The following is a 12,992-nucleotide window of genomic DNA, read 5'->3' as shown; positions in this document are numbered from 1 at the left end:
ATTATCCCTTTTGCGTCAAAACTTTGAGAGTTTGTAACAACAATTCCGTGTTTTCTTCGTAAATACGGATATCTTGTTTTACTTTCATCAGAGTTAATGTCCCCTCGACCGATGAAACGATGAATTGTGCTATCCTAGCCGGATCAAAAGATTTTTCTAAAACTCCGATGCTTTGTCCCCTTTTCAGGTTTTCGGCGATAAAAAACATCTCCGACTCCTAAATATAATCGCGTTCCAACGCGATCACATCGTCAAACGTCTCTCTTCTGCGTATAAGACGTACATCATCTCCCTCTACCGCCACTTCAGCAGAACGACCACGGGTATTGTAATTACTTCCCATACCAAATCCATACGCTCCTGCACTGTGAACAACCAATAAATCATTATGATCCATCATCGGAAGCGGATAGTTTTTCGCTAAAAAATCCCCGCTTTCGCATACAGGTCCTACGACATCGGCAATACTTTCGTCTCCCGATTTATCCAACGCTTCGATGCGATGATACGCTTTATAAAGGCTCGGACGGATCAAATCGTTCATAGCCCCATCTACGACGACGAATCGTTTATCACCATTACGTTTTTCGTAAAGTACTTTCGTTAGGAAGTACCCCGCATTCGCCGTCAAAAATTTTCCCGGTTCGCAGATAATCGTCACGTCGATCCCTTTGAGGGCCGAGAGAATCGCCTGCGCATAATCATACGGCTCAATCGTCGTCTCATCGTTGTAGCGGACACCCAACCCGCCACCGATATCAAAGAATTTCAATTCAATATCGATCGCTTGAAGAGAGCGGAGCAAATCGGCAACAATCACCGCAGCTTCATAAATCGGTTCAAGCTCGGTCAATTGGCTACCGATATGAAAATGGATACCTATCGGATCAAGATGCGGTGAATTTTTAGCATGGATATACATCCGTTTTGCGGCGACAATCTCTACACCGAATTTATTATCATGGAGACCTGTCGAGATATACGGATGAGTTTTAGGGTCGATATTCGGATTGATACGAATACTGATACGGGCTTTCGCACCAAGTTCATTGGCGATCAATTCGACACGTGCAAGCTCAGCTTCACTTTCCACATTGATATAAAGAATATCGGATTCGATAGCCTCTTTGATCTCATCATCGCGTTTGCCGACACCGCTGAAAATAATACGGTGTTTCGGAATACCCGCCATTAATGCACGGCGCACTTCCCCAATAGATACACAATCGGCACCTGAACCGAGCTGTGCGAAATGTTTGACAACACTGAGATTCGAATTGGCTTTTACAGCGTATGCCAAAAGGGATTTTCTGCCTCTGAATGCCTCTTTAAGCGCTTCAAACTGTTTGCTCATCGCATCAAAATCATACACATACAATGGCGTCCCGTACGTTTGAGACAAAGCTTGAAAATCAATCATCCGATATTCCTATTGATTCATTTTTTTTGATTTTAACCTAATCAACCTTTGCTCACCTCTTAGGTGCCAAAGCGACATCCCCAAAAGCCCTAAAACGGTTGTCGGAAAACCGAGTCGAGCTTTTTTCGACAAGTACAGGTCTGTACCCCAAATGCTCCAGCCGATTTTTACACATAAGCCCCGCTATACCGCCACCGACGATAAGAACTCGCTCAGATTTCACGTTATCCCTTTTGCGTCAAAACTTTGAGAGTTTGTAACAACAATTCCGTGTTTTCTTCGTAAATACGGATATCTTGTTTTACTTTCATCAGGGTTAATGTCCCCTCGATCGATGAAACGATGAATTGCGCCATCCTAGTCGGCTCAAAAGATTTTCCCCAAACTCCAATATTTTGTCCCTTTTTCAGGTTTTCGGCGATAAGAGCAATCCAGCGATCCATGATTGATTCAAGGAGAATTTTAAAGTCTTCATCCAACGCGCTCATCTCTTGAATCATATGATTCAACGGACATCCGTGTTTAAAATCAAACGGACATTCGCCTATGATCGTCGCATTCGGAAGTGCTTTTAGTATCTCATCGAGTGCACGGATCGGATCGTCATGACGAGCGAAACAACCGCCCCAAAAATGGTCAATAAATCCTTCGCCGACGATACGCATCGATTCCAGTGCCAGCTCTTTTTTGGAGCCGAAATAGTGATACATTCCCCCTTTGGACGTACCGGCTTTTTTGAGCAGATCGATAAGATTGCTCGCGTTGTACCCTTCGTGATAAAGCGATTCAAACATCGTTTGAATCAAAATGTCTCTCATATTTTCTTTCATGACTCAATTATATCATTTCGCAATACGTTCTCAATCGTCTCATACGCTATATGATCGCCGATGTCTTTGCCGTAGTAAGCGATCTCTATTTTTCCCTGCGGATTGATCAAAAAATCGGCAGGAAGCCGCTGTATCTCGTTTTCGATACTGCCGGGGAAAAATCCGCGAAGAAAAACTGATGTGAGTATTTTATGCGGTCTAAAAAGAAAAGCTTTGAGCAGTCCTATCCATGATGTTTCCACACGATAAAGTCGATAGAGCTGCAAATCCGGATCACCGATGATCGGATAATTCAACGGTTGTTTACCGACGTATTCGGCGAGTTTGTCATCCGGCGATTGAAACACGGCAATCATTTCCAGCCCTAAAGAGCGAAAATAATCGTTCTTTTGGATCGATTCGTGCACTCTCAGATTGCAAAACGGGCACGAAGCATACCGATAGAAGCTCAACAGAACGTATCTGCCCCGATAGGCATCAAGATTTATATCGTCGCCTTGAAAACTTCGCATTTTAAACCATGGAGCACTTTTCCACTCTTCCAATCGGCTCATCGGCGCTCTTTTTTAAGTGCATTCAATACTTCGATTATCTCTGCAGGTTCTGATCGTTTTCGAAAATCATCATCAATATAGGCATAACGAATGGTTCCGCTTTGGTCGATCACGAATGCCACCGTCAAAGGCAATTCCTGCTTATGAGAGGGATAATAATCATCCAATCCGAAACGCTCATCCATCAACGATAAAAGCTTCGGCTGAACGGTATAAACCAGATGATACTGTTTAGCTACAGCATTATCGGTGTCGCTTAAAAGATCAAAATCGATTGCGTGATCTTGCTGGGTCACACGTCCCATCGATTGAATCTCTGGCGCGATTCCCACCAACCTGCCTCCTGCATTTTTGATCGCTTGATGATACTGTTGATAATACGCCAGTTGAATATTGCAGTACGGGCACCAACCTCCGCGATACCAAAACAGCACAACGGGAGATTGTCTAAGAGCATCCTTTAGATCAAAAGTCTCTCCATTGATGGTTTTTAGGGTAAATTCGATCGCTTTATCTCCGACTTTGGGAATATTTTGTTCCATTTTCAGCGTATGACGTTCCTTCAAATCGTCTTCGACCGCTCTTACGGCTTCAGAGGAACCTTGCTTCTGAAAAAGCGCATTGTATTCATCCAATTGGCTTTTTAAAGTGCTATCAGCACCCAACAATTTCCCTATCAAAATAAACCCTATAACGATATATTTCATCCTATATCCTTCGCCATTTTCATCGGCTGTGTCTGAGATTTATGGATCTCGTTGATCTGCCTTCGTACGGCATCTTTCCAAGGTATTTTCGGGGTGTAGCCCAGTAATTTTTCAGCTTTTGCGTTGTCGGTATTTGTATTTTTGAGTAAATGTACGATGGAACGTGTCACCAGAGGATCAAACGGCATCAGGGGATCAAGTATCTCCATAACATGACCGAAGAGATGTGCGATAGGGAATGAAACATTGAAATGAGGATACGGATAGTCGAATTCGCGGTGGATAAATTCCAGCACCTCTTTGACCGTGGGAACTTCTCCACCTAAAACATTGATCCCTTCAAACGAATGCGGCATAGAGGGGGCAAACGCAGCTTTGACAAACGCCTGCGCAATATCCTCGCCCGATATCAACGGCATTTGTGTTCTTCCGCCCTCGATCAAAGGAACCAAATGAGTTTTCAAACGCGGTAAAAGAATCGGCAAAAGCCCCAATCCATAATGTTCTCCGACAAAAAGACCGCAACGCAGGTTAATCACTTCGAAACGGCTATTTGCTCTTTTACGCAAATATTCCTCTATCGCGATAACGTTATTGAGATGAGGCCAGAAATTTGTTTTAGTCCCTTTTACATTAGCGTTATTAGCGATATCACTATTCGCTGCACTAGCCGTAGAAAGATTGATAAAACGTTTGACATTGGAGGCTATCGCCGTATCAATAAGCGAAATAGACGGCTCAAGAAATAATTCTCTAGACTCTTGTTCATGTGCATATAAAGCCGTCCATGAAAATGCATTAATGAGTACATCAGCATCACGAAATAATTTTGATAAATACACTCGATCCCGAATATCGCCTTGTACAATTTGTTCATGCTTCAATTCAGGATGGATATGCGCTGCATTGCGGCATGCCAATATCAATTCACACTCTTCATTCTTTAAGCTCAAAGCGACATGCGTACCGACAAATCCGGTAGTACCTAAAACAACAATCCGTTTCATTTACAGCCCCAGCAAACAGACTTATTGGTCTGTTTTTTGAGGGTATCATATCACAGACCAAATGGTCTGTCAAGGGATTCATTCAAAGATTAATTACATAAATAATTTGGTGGGAAGCAACCTCTCTAGGGCTATTGCCCCAGAGCAAATACGTTGGAGAGAGTATTGATATAGTTAAAGTAGCCCGTAATCGCGACGGCTTCGACGATCTGTACATCCGTAAATCCTAGCTCTTTGAGCGCATCGATCTCTTCTTTTAGGATCTTGTAGTTATCTTTTTTGGATGCTTTGATACAGAAGTTCAGAAGCGCTTTTTCGGCGTCACTCGTCGAAATAGCCTCAACCCCCTCCAGTACCTCTTCGATCCGTTGTTCGGATAGTCCGAGCATTTTTGCAATCGATTTATGAACATCGACACACATCTTGCAGCCGTTCTCTTTTGAGATCAACAGGGCGATTGATTCTTTAATTTCATACGAGAGCGTCGTCTCATCCAGCAAAAAGCGCTGAATCATCCCATCCGTTGCAAAATAGATCTTTTCATCCAAAGCCAACAGTTTGAAAATTTCCCCGAGTTTTCCCGTTTTTTCCAAAATCGGGCGGGCCTTTTCCTGAATTGCAGGAGACATCTCTTCGAATTCGGGTAATGCTATATGTGCCATTGTTTTCCTTTTTATATGATTGAAATTACGGTGCGACCCAGAAAAATACGCCGAGACCGACGATCAGCAGCTGCGTTGCCATAATGGCTGTCGTTCCGATAATGTTGCCTATCTGACAACTCGTACATTGTTTATAGAGCCTGGACTCATACAGAGCATAGAAAAAGTATGCGATCATCAATACCGGTACGGCGAGAAGAAGATAAATATCGACTTGATAGATCAACCTACGTACTCCCTCAGAAGCAAAAAACACTATGATGAAACTCACAGCGATAAGTGCCATCACATATTTCGCCCCCCGTTTGAAATAATCACGGACGAATACCATCGGGCAAGTACTTCCACTGGCAATCAAACCAAATTCGAGATGATCGTTAATCCGCTGTTTCATCTCCCGATCAACCCGATCGACGAAGGTACTTCCGAAACTGTAATCGAGCTGGTGTTGGAAAATGCGGGCCGAATCGCCGGAGAGATCTTGATGATGCGGTTCCCCTTTTTCATCTTCATAAATGACGGTTACGTTTTCGAAACGCTCCACATCTACGGTAAACCCCTCATAATAGGTGCTCCGCTCCGTTTGAGTCAATTTTCCGCTACATTTGATCAAACGCGCGTTGATGTATGGAATATAGTCGTCAGCGTTTTTAATAACAATGACGTTGTACTGGACACCGATCATAATCGCACTGAGCGCATCCAAATCGTTTGCCTTCATCGTATCGACCATGTCGGTGATCCATTGATGCAATTCATCATTAAAAAATCGGACGTTTGCCGAGATCAGACGGATTCGTGAATCCGGATATTTGAGCAGCGGTTGAACCATTAGAAAAACCTCGATAGTTACAGATAAACAAAAAGCGTAAAGCTACACTTGACGTTTTGAATTATAGGGTATAATTCTTACATTCGTATTAATCAAGGAAAATCATGGATTATAAAATTTCAGAACTCGTAGAACTCACCCATGTTCCGAAATCCACGATTTTATACTACATCAAAGAGGGGCTGCTTCCCGAAGCCCAAAAGCTCAAATCCAATGTTCACCGCTATAGTGAAGAGCATGTTGAACTGATCAAATACATCAAATACATGCAGCAGGAGATGGGGAGTTCCATCGAACAGATCAAAGGGATCTTGCAAAATAAAAATCAATCGATGGCGAGCTCTTTTTCGATGCTGGCTCCGCTCATGGAGACACTGAGCGGTATCCCCTCCACTGCAAAGCATTACACCAAAGAAGAATTTATCGATTATTTCGACGTAGAACCTGCTTTGTTGGAACAATTGCTTAACGATAACATCCTGGTTCCGACAAACAAAGATGATTTCACGGATAAAGAAGCGTCCATTATCCGCCTGATTGAAGACTACATCGAAATAGGTCTTGATTACACGCTGCTCAAAACATATGTCGATCAGGCAAAAGTAATGGCTGATTTAGAGTGCCAGTTGCAAAAACAACTCTGCAAAAGACGCACCGATGAAAATTTTTCGACCCTTTGGAAAATCATGTTTGAAACGCTCTTTAATGCCAAATCGTATCTTTTCAGCCGCTATACCCACAAAGGATTAGTAGAGGTTCTCCAAGAAGAAATCCGGGGAAAAAAAGAGTAAAACTACTTAAAACGTTTCTTGAAACGATGAGAACAGGTAATCATTCTGAGAGACTGAGGCATGGCAAGCAACACATTCGGCTGAACCTTTCGGATACGGTACATAGCTGTCTGCATTTTTAACAAATCGTGCATAGCCCCAGTGATCACCGTTTTGATTAAAATGTTTTGAATCTTTGACCATAAACTCGATCCGCTGAATTTTATCTGCTTCGAGTGCATCCGAATAGGCTTTCATAGGTTTGACACTCCAGCCGATTTTAACCATTTTACTCCCCTCGGGCATCGGGAGTTTTTTTGCTTTGATAGCATCATAGGCAATCGGATTAGCTAACACATACCGTAATTCATGCTTATCGATACGCCAGTGTGTCGCAACGATTTTATAATCCTGATATCCATCGATCATCTTAAAAGGCAATCCGGTATCCGGCATCTTGATATCCGGAAGCGATGCAGCTGAGAGTGAGGAGACAAAAAGGAAAGCTGTAGAAAATGCAAGGATACGTTGTAACATGAGAGCTCCTATAATAATAGGTACAATCTTACTCTTCTTTCATAAATGACAAAACAATCATTTTTGCTTAAAGATTAACTGTGAAAAACGTATTGGTTTTTACCGCTTTCTTTTGCCAAATACATAGCCTGATCCGCATGTCGAAGCAATATATCAGAAGGCACATTGTCATGCGGATACAAAGTAACTCCGATACTGGCAGTTACATTGACTTTTTCGTTATTCGGAAGGATAAACGGTTCATTAATACTATCCAAGATTTTAGCAATGATTGTTTCGCACTCGTCAATACCTTTAATATTAATAAGTAAGATGGCAAACTCATCTCCGCCTATTCTTGCTATCGTATCGCTTTCTCTTACATGGGTTTGCATCCGATTCGCAATTTCAAGCAATAAGTTATCGCCGACACTATGTCCGAAGCCGTCGTTAACGGGTTTAAACTCATCTAAATCCACATAACAAATTGCCATCATAGTATTCAAACGTTTTGAAATCATCATGGCTTGATTGATTCTCTCAGCAAACAGCAACCGGTTCGGCAATCCCGTCAAAGAGTCGTAAAACGCCATTCGCTCCAACGTAGATTCATAATCTTTCCCTGTCGTTATATCACTCATCAATCCAACATAGCTTGAAGTTTTTCCTTCTGAATCGCTAATAGCCGAGATCGTCAATCTCTCTACAAAAATTTCTCCATTTTTTCTTCGGTTCCAAATCTCCCCGATCCAATATTTGTTTTGAATGAGTTCATTCCACATATTTTTATAAAATGCTTTATCGTGTTTATCCGATTTTAAAAATCCCGCATTTTGCCCTATAATCTCATCGTTTGGATAACCTGTGATAAGGCTATACGCTTCATTCGCTTCGACTATTATTCCTTTTGTATCTGTGATGACGATCCCCTCTTTTGCACTCGTAAAGACACTGGCAAGAAGTTTTAATTTCTCTTCGGTTTTTTTTCGCTCTGTTACGTCTTTGACGACATGCAAAGCATAACGACCGTTCATATAGGGATAAGTGGTAATTTCTACGCTGAAAATCGAACCATCTTTTCGTTTATGTTTTGTTTCAAAATACTTTACATTATTGGACCTAATTGTCTCTACAATGTTTTGCACCTCATCTGCCGTAATCACCGGATCAATATCAAAAGAAGTTTTACCGATCAATTCCTCTTTGGAATAACCAAGTGCATCACAGGCGGCTTTATTAACATATCTAATTTCTCGTTTGTCGTTGAACAGATAGATGGCATCCGTGATAATATTCAAAGCCAAATCAGCTAATTGAAGCTGTTCTTCGATTTGTATTGGTTCCGATTTATCAAGGATTGATTTGGTATTTGTATTATCAAAAGAGTGGATGCCCGTAAAATTATTTTGTAAAATATCTTTATCTTTTCCCATACTTCCACTCCTTCACTGCGTGTTATCATGTTAAGTACATAATAAGTAATAATACAAAACAAAAGATATTAATATAAATATATTTTATCAAAAAAATTAAGCTATGTGTGTAAGAATGAAAAGTTGTCTGTTTTTCTTGTAACTATATGTTACATTTTGACAATAAATATTCCTATTTCATCGTCATCATCAAAAATCCGGTAAATCCGGCATTATCTGCACCGATCATCGGACTCACCTGCGATTTCATCTCTTCGAGTACCTTCGTGTATCTCTCATAAAACTCGTATGTCGGACGGGGTTTGTACATAATCCCCTCGATCTCGAAAAACTTTAGGATATCCTTGGTCGTAGTCGGTTTGATAAAAAATGCTTTCTCTCGTGCATAGTAATAAGGGATCAGTGTCACAATCGACCATTTCGCGAGTTTGTAGATCGACAATACATCGACGAGGATTGCAAACCCTTTCTCTTGATTGCCGTGTAAAAGTTCATATAATCCTATGGCGAACATATCTTGCTGTTCCATGTTCATCTGCTTCACCATATCTCTGACTTTGGGCTTTTCAAAAAGCGATATCAGAGAGGATTTGGAAACGATCTTGGCAAAACTCTCGCAAATTTCTTCCATACGCGAAAACCTATCCGGTGCGAACAACTCCCGCACGCTTTTGCCTATCCCCTCGGTATTGTGCCGTTTGATGATGGGAAGCAGGGCTTCGTCTTCGAACCCTTTTGGGTAAAAAGCTAAAAAATTGGCCTCAGCCTCTTTGAGTTTTTGCAGATTCATCGCAATTCTTTGTATTTTTAACAAGACATCTTATATTCTATCATCGATATGATCGCACCTTGCGGGTCTTTAATAACAGCGAAATCGCCTACTTTCGGTATCGGTGTGATCTCTACGATGATAGTCGCCCCCAGATCTTTTGCTTTTTGCAATGTTGCATTGATATCCGAAACAGTGATGTAATTACCCCAATGCGGCGGTATTTTTTCATCACCGATATGTTTCATATCCATTATTCCGGCCATCTCTTGCCCCTCAAGCGATACCACTTGGTAGTCAAAATCGACATTATCGGCTTTTTTAAATTCCCAGCCAAAAACGTCTCCGTAAAACTTTTTCGCCCCTTCAACATCATCGGTTAACAGTTCAAACCAGCTAAATGCACCGTGTGTTGTAAATGGATTCATAGTCATACCTCTCTTTTTTTGTTGTCGAATATCATATCAGTGTTTTATCAATACAAAGGTAATTATGGCACTATCCAATCTGATAGTCAGTGTTCTTCCAAGTAATATTCTGATGCGATTTTTTTCGCTTCTGCTCCGCTGGCACCTTCGCCGCGGATCTCAAAGGCAAATGCTTTGGTATCGTCCCCTTTTTCGACAAAACCGACAAACCATCCTATCCCGCCGCAACTTCCCGTTTTGCCTCCGAAAGTAAAATCAGATTTTTTTTCGAGGATCAGTATCTCTTTAACCGTCCGCATAGCACGAGTACTAAATGGAAGCTCTTCATGCATCCATAAACGGACAAATTCCGCCTCTTCATTCGCAGAGACTAAAAGACTTCCCCCGCCCAGCCAAAAATCGGTGAGGGTGCGGCTAGTATCAGCGTTTCCGTAATGAGCCTGAGCAACCATCCGTGCCATCCGCTCTGATCCTACACGCCGCGCCAACTCCTGATAAAACCATACTGCCGATACCGAAATCGCCGATCTCATCGAATGATCTTGATTCCACAGAGGATATCTCCGCACGACTCCGTCCCATTTGAGTGTCTCATTTTCATCGCGCACCGCACCGCTATCGAGAGCAATCATGGAATTGAGGATTTTAAATGTCGAGCAGGGGTTTACCCGCTCATCGGCATGAGTGCCATAGATGGTTTTCGCTGAAGTATTGAGATCGATGATAACCGCCGTACCGTCAAATTTTCCGAAATCGGGTTCAGAAGCGAAATTCGATGCTATTGAAATCCATAAAATTGCAAATACTCGTATTATTCTGCGCATATCGCTACCATCTTCCCGTCTGTTAATGTCGCCAAATCTTGCGGAGACAATTCAATCTCCAATCCTCTACGCCCTGCACTCACAAAGATCGTCGCAAAATCTTCCGCCGAAGCGTCAATAAACGTTTTGAGCCGTTTTTTCTGCCCTATCGGGCTCACTCCCCCTAAAATATAGCCGGTTGAGCGTTCCACATCGGACGCATTCGCCATCTCCGCCTTTTTGCCCCCTGCGGCTTTGGCGATTTGTTTCATCGACAGCATGGAGGAGACGGGGATAATAGCCACAACCAGCTCTCTGGTATCAACTGTCACGATGAGCGTTTTAAACACTTTCTCCGGCGCAAGTCCCAACTTCTCTGAAGCTTCCAGCCCGTACGACTGGTTTGAGGGATCGTGCGTATACGAATGGATTTCAAAAGCGATTTTTGCTTTTTTAGCGATATTGATGGCGGGAGTCATGACGAGAATTCTCCATCAATATCGGGAAAATGACCGATCATCTCGCTGTAATTTTTACGGGTTTTGAGCGCTTCGACGACGACAGGAAGAGGCTCGGAATACCGCTCAGGCAAATCGTATTCATTCTCACCCAATTCAAATGCCAGTTTCTCATGCGGAGGCTCAAACTGTGCGTCCACCCCTGCTTTATTACCGCGCGCATCGATGCGATACCAACCGTATGGTTCGAGATAAACGGCATTCAATCCGTGGAGGCAGTATATCCCCTCTCTGTACTCGCCGCAGCTAAGCCGCTGATAGCATAACGCCGTCGGGATGCCGTTCGCACGTAGCAGTGCCGCGAGCAAAATGCTCTTGGCATAGCACCAGCCCGTTTGATGCTCGAGTACTTCGCTGGCTCGCAGTGTAGTAATCCCCTCACCCGCATCGCCCGTGTGACGTATCTCGTCGCGGACGAATTCGAAACACCGCCGCACGATCTCTGTGTCGTTTGCGTACCCTTCGGCTAGTTCACGAGCTTTTGCCGCTACTGCAGGGTGATCAAAATCAATAATGTCGGTAGCTTCTAAAAACTCTTGCATCCGTTATTCCTCTATCAATCCCAACTCCAAAAATCTCTCCCGATTTTTGAAAATTGCCATCGCCGTAGTCATTTTATCAAATCCGAATTTGCTATAAAACGGTTCTTTTCCTGCACTGGTAAAAAGCAATATTTTATTGTACCCTTGTGAAAATCCGAGCAGTTTATTAACAATCTGCTTACCGATGCCACGTCGTTGATACTCAGGATGAATAGCCACATCACAGATATAAGATACATCTGCTCCGTCCGCTAAAGCACGACCTACACCAACCAATTTTTCGCCATCATAAATGAAGCATTTATACATACTGTTAGCGAAAGCAATGCTTAGTTCATCGGGATTTTTATCTCCAAGCGGAGTGATTTTATAAAGATTTGCAAGCTCATTCCAGTCAACATTTGCACTGTCATATTTCCATGTCAAAGGCAACGTATTCATACCGTAAATAACTCCAATCCAAAATACTCTTTGAGTGCGCTCGCATACTCGACATCCAGTTTTTCGAGCTTCCCGTCCTCGATTAGCTTCAGCTCATTGTCCACAAGGATTTTACGCCCTTGCGGTGTCTGCATGATCGCAATTTTTTTCTGCGTGAAAATCGTATCGGAGCTTGTAGCATTAAAATAATTCGCTAGGCTAAACTCGATCCACTCCTGCGGTTGCAATGCAAAGCCGTACAGACGCTGCCACTCCCCCTGCACCATCGCGCCGAGCACGTACTCGCTACCTAGTATTTCCAGCCGGAAACGATCCCCATCCTGTACGACTTCGCTCTCTTCGATCACCATCGGTGCGCGCAGAGCATACCCCCCGAACCCCGTATCACAGAGATAATCGCATCCGTCGACACGGACGATCAGAACCATATGGGTTTTGGGACGGCGTGTCGGATAGAGCATCGAGCGCGCGCCCGCGAAATACCACTCGAAACCGATGGCAGTGAGCGCCATCGCAAACACACCGTTGATCTCGTAGCAGTACCCGCCTCGACGATTCACAATCACTTTTTTCACGATATCTTCGGGAACTAATGATGGGATGCGCCCTGCCTGCACCTCGGTATTTTCGAACACGATGGTGCTCAGCTGTCGTTGCATCAGAGCGGTCAATGTCGTGACATCGGCACGCACTTCCCCCTCATAGCCGATGCGGGAGAGGTAGTCGGTGAGATTAAAATTGGTAGATTTCATATATTGTC

General features: G+C 43.1%; 19 protein-coding genes. 1 reads left to right on the top strand and 18 read right to left on the bottom strand.

Annotated features, from left to right (window positions below):
• Position 1 precedes the first annotated feature (1 nt).
• The 9 genes from PHP90_RS04645 to PHP90_RS04605 form a co-directional block, all read right to left on the bottom strand.
• Entirely contained in the window at positions 2 to 208 is a 207-nt protein-coding gene (locus PHP90_RS04645) for a hypothetical protein (RefSeq protein ID WP_299925995.1), read from the bottom strand.
• A 9-nt stretch (positions 209 to 217) separates the two neighbouring features.
• Positions 218 to 1,420, bottom strand: a complete 1,203-nt coding sequence (gene lysA, locus PHP90_RS04640; RefSeq protein ID WP_299925992.1) for a diaminopimelate decarboxylase — start codon at positions 1,418 to 1,420, stop codon at positions 218 to 220.
• 52 nt (positions 1,421 to 1,472) lie between these two features.
• Entirely contained in the window at positions 1,473 to 1,643 is a 171-nt protein-coding gene (locus PHP90_RS04635; RefSeq protein WP_299925989.1) for an FAD-dependent monooxygenase, read from the bottom strand.
• A gap of 1 nt (position 1,644) precedes the next feature.
• Entirely contained in the window at positions 1,645 to 2,250 is a 606-nt protein-coding gene (locus tag PHP90_RS04630; protein ID WP_299925984.1) for a TetR/AcrR family transcriptional regulator, read from the bottom strand.
• Entirely contained in the window at positions 2,247 to 2,804 is a 558-nt protein-coding gene (locus PHP90_RS04625; protein ID WP_299925981.1) for a redoxin domain-containing protein, read from the bottom strand. Before PHP90_RS04625 ends, PHP90_RS04630 begins: the two co-directional genes overlap by 4 nt.
• Positions 2,801 to 3,511 (bottom strand): peroxiredoxin-like family protein, encoded by a 711-nt coding sequence (locus PHP90_RS04620; RefSeq protein ID WP_299925978.1) that lies wholly within the window; start codon positions 3,509 to 3,511, stop codon positions 2,801 to 2,803. Before PHP90_RS04620 ends, PHP90_RS04625 begins: the two co-directional genes overlap by 4 nt.
• On the bottom strand, positions 3,508 to 4,518 hold the full coding sequence (locus PHP90_RS04615; RefSeq protein WP_299925975.1) for an NAD(P)-dependent oxidoreductase: 1,011 nt from the start codon (positions 4,516 to 4,518) through the stop codon (positions 3,508 to 3,510). The genes PHP90_RS04620 and PHP90_RS04615 overlap by 4 nt, the downstream gene beginning before the upstream one ends.
• Before the next feature lie 131 nt (positions 4,519 to 4,649).
• Positions 4,650 to 5,180, bottom strand: coding sequence for a carboxymuconolactone decarboxylase family protein (locus PHP90_RS04610; RefSeq protein WP_299925972.1), 531 nt, complete (start codon positions 5,178 to 5,180; stop codon positions 4,650 to 4,652).
• Positions 5,181 to 5,205: 25 nt separating this feature from the next.
• Positions 5,206 to 6,012 (bottom strand): peptide deformylase, encoded by an 807-nt coding sequence (locus PHP90_RS04605; protein ID WP_299925969.1) that lies wholly within the window; start codon positions 6,010 to 6,012, stop codon positions 5,206 to 5,208.
• Between the two features lie 104 nt (positions 6,013 to 6,116).
• Here PHP90_RS04605 and PHP90_RS04600 point away from each other — a divergent pair, with 104 nt between their 5' ends.
• Entirely contained in the window at positions 6,117 to 6,803 is a 687-nt protein-coding gene (locus tag PHP90_RS04600) for a MerR family transcriptional regulator (protein ID WP_299925967.1), read from the top strand.
• A 6-nt stretch (positions 6,804 to 6,809) separates the two neighbouring features.
• On the opposite strand, the gene PHP90_RS04595 is transcribed toward PHP90_RS04600, so the two are convergent.
• From PHP90_RS04595 to PHP90_RS04555, 9 genes are all read right to left on the bottom strand, one after another.
• A complete protein-coding gene (locus PHP90_RS04595) occupies positions 6,810 to 7,319 on the bottom strand; it encodes a cytochrome P460 family protein (protein WP_299925964.1) in 510 nt (169 codons plus the stop codon).
• 74 nt (positions 7,320 to 7,393) lie between these two features.
• Complete coding sequence (locus PHP90_RS04590) at positions 7,394 to 8,731, bottom strand: diguanylate cyclase (protein WP_299925962.1); 1,338 nt, start codon at positions 8,729 to 8,731, stop codon at positions 7,394 to 7,396.
• A gap of 172 nt (positions 8,732 to 8,903) precedes the next feature.
• Positions 8,904 to 9,521 carry a hypothetical protein gene (locus PHP90_RS04585; protein WP_299925959.1) on the bottom strand — a complete coding sequence of 206 codons (618 nt, stop codon included), beginning with the start codon at positions 9,519 to 9,521 and terminating at the stop codon, positions 8,904 to 8,906.
• A 17-nt stretch (positions 9,522 to 9,538) separates the two neighbouring features.
• Positions 9,539 to 9,928 (bottom strand): VOC family protein, encoded by a 390-nt coding sequence (locus PHP90_RS04580; RefSeq protein WP_299925956.1) that lies wholly within the window; start codon positions 9,926 to 9,928, stop codon positions 9,539 to 9,541.
• Positions 9,929 to 10,014: 86 nt separating this feature from the next.
• Positions 10,015 to 10,752 (bottom strand): penicillin-binding transpeptidase domain-containing protein, encoded by a 738-nt coding sequence (locus PHP90_RS04575; protein ID WP_299925954.1) that lies wholly within the window; start codon positions 10,750 to 10,752, stop codon positions 10,015 to 10,017.
• Entirely contained in the window at positions 10,740 to 11,210 is a 471-nt protein-coding gene (gene ybaK, locus PHP90_RS04570) for a Cys-tRNA(Pro) deacylase (RefSeq protein WP_299925951.1), read from the bottom strand. Before ybaK ends, PHP90_RS04575 begins: the two co-directional genes overlap by 13 nt.
• The gene (locus tag PHP90_RS04565; protein ID WP_299925948.1) at positions 11,207 to 11,791 is read right to left on the bottom strand and encodes a transglutaminase family protein; all 585 of its coding nucleotides are present in this window, start codon (positions 11,789 to 11,791) and stop codon (positions 11,207 to 11,209) included. Before PHP90_RS04565 ends, ybaK begins: the two co-directional genes overlap by 4 nt.
• Before the next feature lie 3 nt (positions 11,792 to 11,794).
• Entirely contained in the window at positions 11,795 to 12,232 is a 438-nt protein-coding gene (locus PHP90_RS04560; RefSeq protein ID WP_299925945.1) for a GNAT family N-acetyltransferase, read from the bottom strand.
• Positions 12,229 to 12,984, bottom strand: coding sequence for an arylamine N-acetyltransferase (locus tag PHP90_RS04555; RefSeq protein ID WP_299925942.1), 756 nt, complete (start codon positions 12,982 to 12,984; stop codon positions 12,229 to 12,231). The genes PHP90_RS04560 and PHP90_RS04555 overlap by 4 nt, the downstream gene beginning before the upstream one ends.
• Positions 12,985 to 12,992: the final 8 nt, after the last annotated feature.

Origin of the sequence: Sulfuricurvum sp., from assembly GCF_028712165.1 — a bacterium.
Taxonomy (GTDB): Bacteria; Campylobacterota; Campylobacteria; order Campylobacterales; family Sulfurimonadaceae; genus Sulfuricurvum.
This window is presented reverse-complemented; position numbering and strand designations above follow the sequence as displayed.

Bases quoted from the DNA above. Each gene is read 5' to 3' on its own strand.
- PHP90_RS04645 (WP_299925995.1), bottom strand. From the start codon at position 208: ATGTTTTTTATCGCCGAAAACCTGAAAAGGGGACAAAGCATCGGAGTT.
- lysA (WP_299925992.1), bottom strand. From the start codon at position 1,420: ATGATTGATTTTCAAGCTTTGTCTCAAACGTACGGGACGCCATTGTAT.
- PHP90_RS04630 (WP_299925984.1), bottom strand. From the start codon at position 2,250: ATGAAAGAAAATATGAGAGACATTTTGATTCAAACGATGTTTGAATCG.
- PHP90_RS04625 (WP_299925981.1), bottom strand. From the start codon at position 2,804: ATGAGCCGATTGGAAGAGTGGAAAAGTGCTCCATGGTTTAAAATGCGA.
- PHP90_RS04620 (WP_299925978.1), bottom strand. From the start codon at position 3,511: ATGAAATATATCGTTATAGGGTTTATTTTGATAGGGAAATTGTTGGGT.
- PHP90_RS04615 (WP_299925975.1), bottom strand. From the start codon at position 4,518: ATGAAACGGATTGTTGTTTTAGGTACTACCGGATTTGTCGGTACGCAT.
- PHP90_RS04610 (WP_299925972.1), bottom strand. From the start codon at position 5,180: ATGGCACATATAGCATTACCCGAATTCGAAGAGATGTCTCCTGCAATT.
- PHP90_RS04605 (WP_299925969.1), bottom strand. From the start codon at position 6,012: ATGGTTCAACCGCTGCTCAAATATCCGGATTCACGAATCCGTCTGATC.
- PHP90_RS04600 (WP_299925967.1), top strand. From the start codon at position 6,117: ATGGATTATAAAATTTCAGAACTCGTAGAACTCACCCATGTTCCGAAA.
- PHP90_RS04595 (WP_299925964.1), bottom strand. From the start codon at position 7,319: ATGTTACAACGTATCCTTGCATTTTCTACAGCTTTCCTTTTTGTCTCC.
- PHP90_RS04590 (WP_299925962.1), bottom strand. From the start codon at position 8,731: ATGGGAAAAGATAAAGATATTTTACAAAATAATTTTACGGGCATCCAC.
- PHP90_RS04585 (WP_299925959.1), bottom strand. From the start codon at position 9,521: ATGAATCTGCAAAAACTCAAAGAGGCTGAGGCCAATTTTTTAGCTTTT.
- PHP90_RS04580 (WP_299925956.1), bottom strand. From the start codon at position 9,928: ATGAATCCATTTACAACACACGGTGCATTTAGCTGGTTTGAACTGTTA.
- PHP90_RS04575 (WP_299925954.1), bottom strand. From the start codon at position 10,752: ATGCGCAGAATAATACGAGTATTTGCAATTTTATGGATTTCAATAGCA.
- ybaK (WP_299925951.1), bottom strand. From the start codon at position 11,210: ATGACTCCCGCCATCAATATCGCTAAAAAAGCAAAAATCGCTTTTGAA.
- PHP90_RS04565 (WP_299925948.1), bottom strand. From the start codon at position 11,791: ATGCAAGAGTTTTTAGAAGCTACCGACATTATTGATTTTGATCACCCT.
- PHP90_RS04560 (WP_299925945.1), bottom strand. From the start codon at position 12,232: ATGAATACGTTGCCTTTGACATGGAAATATGACAGTGCAAATGTTGAC.
- PHP90_RS04555 (WP_299925942.1), bottom strand. From the start codon at position 12,984: ATGAAATCTACCAATTTTAATCTCACCGACTACCTCTCCCGCATCGGC.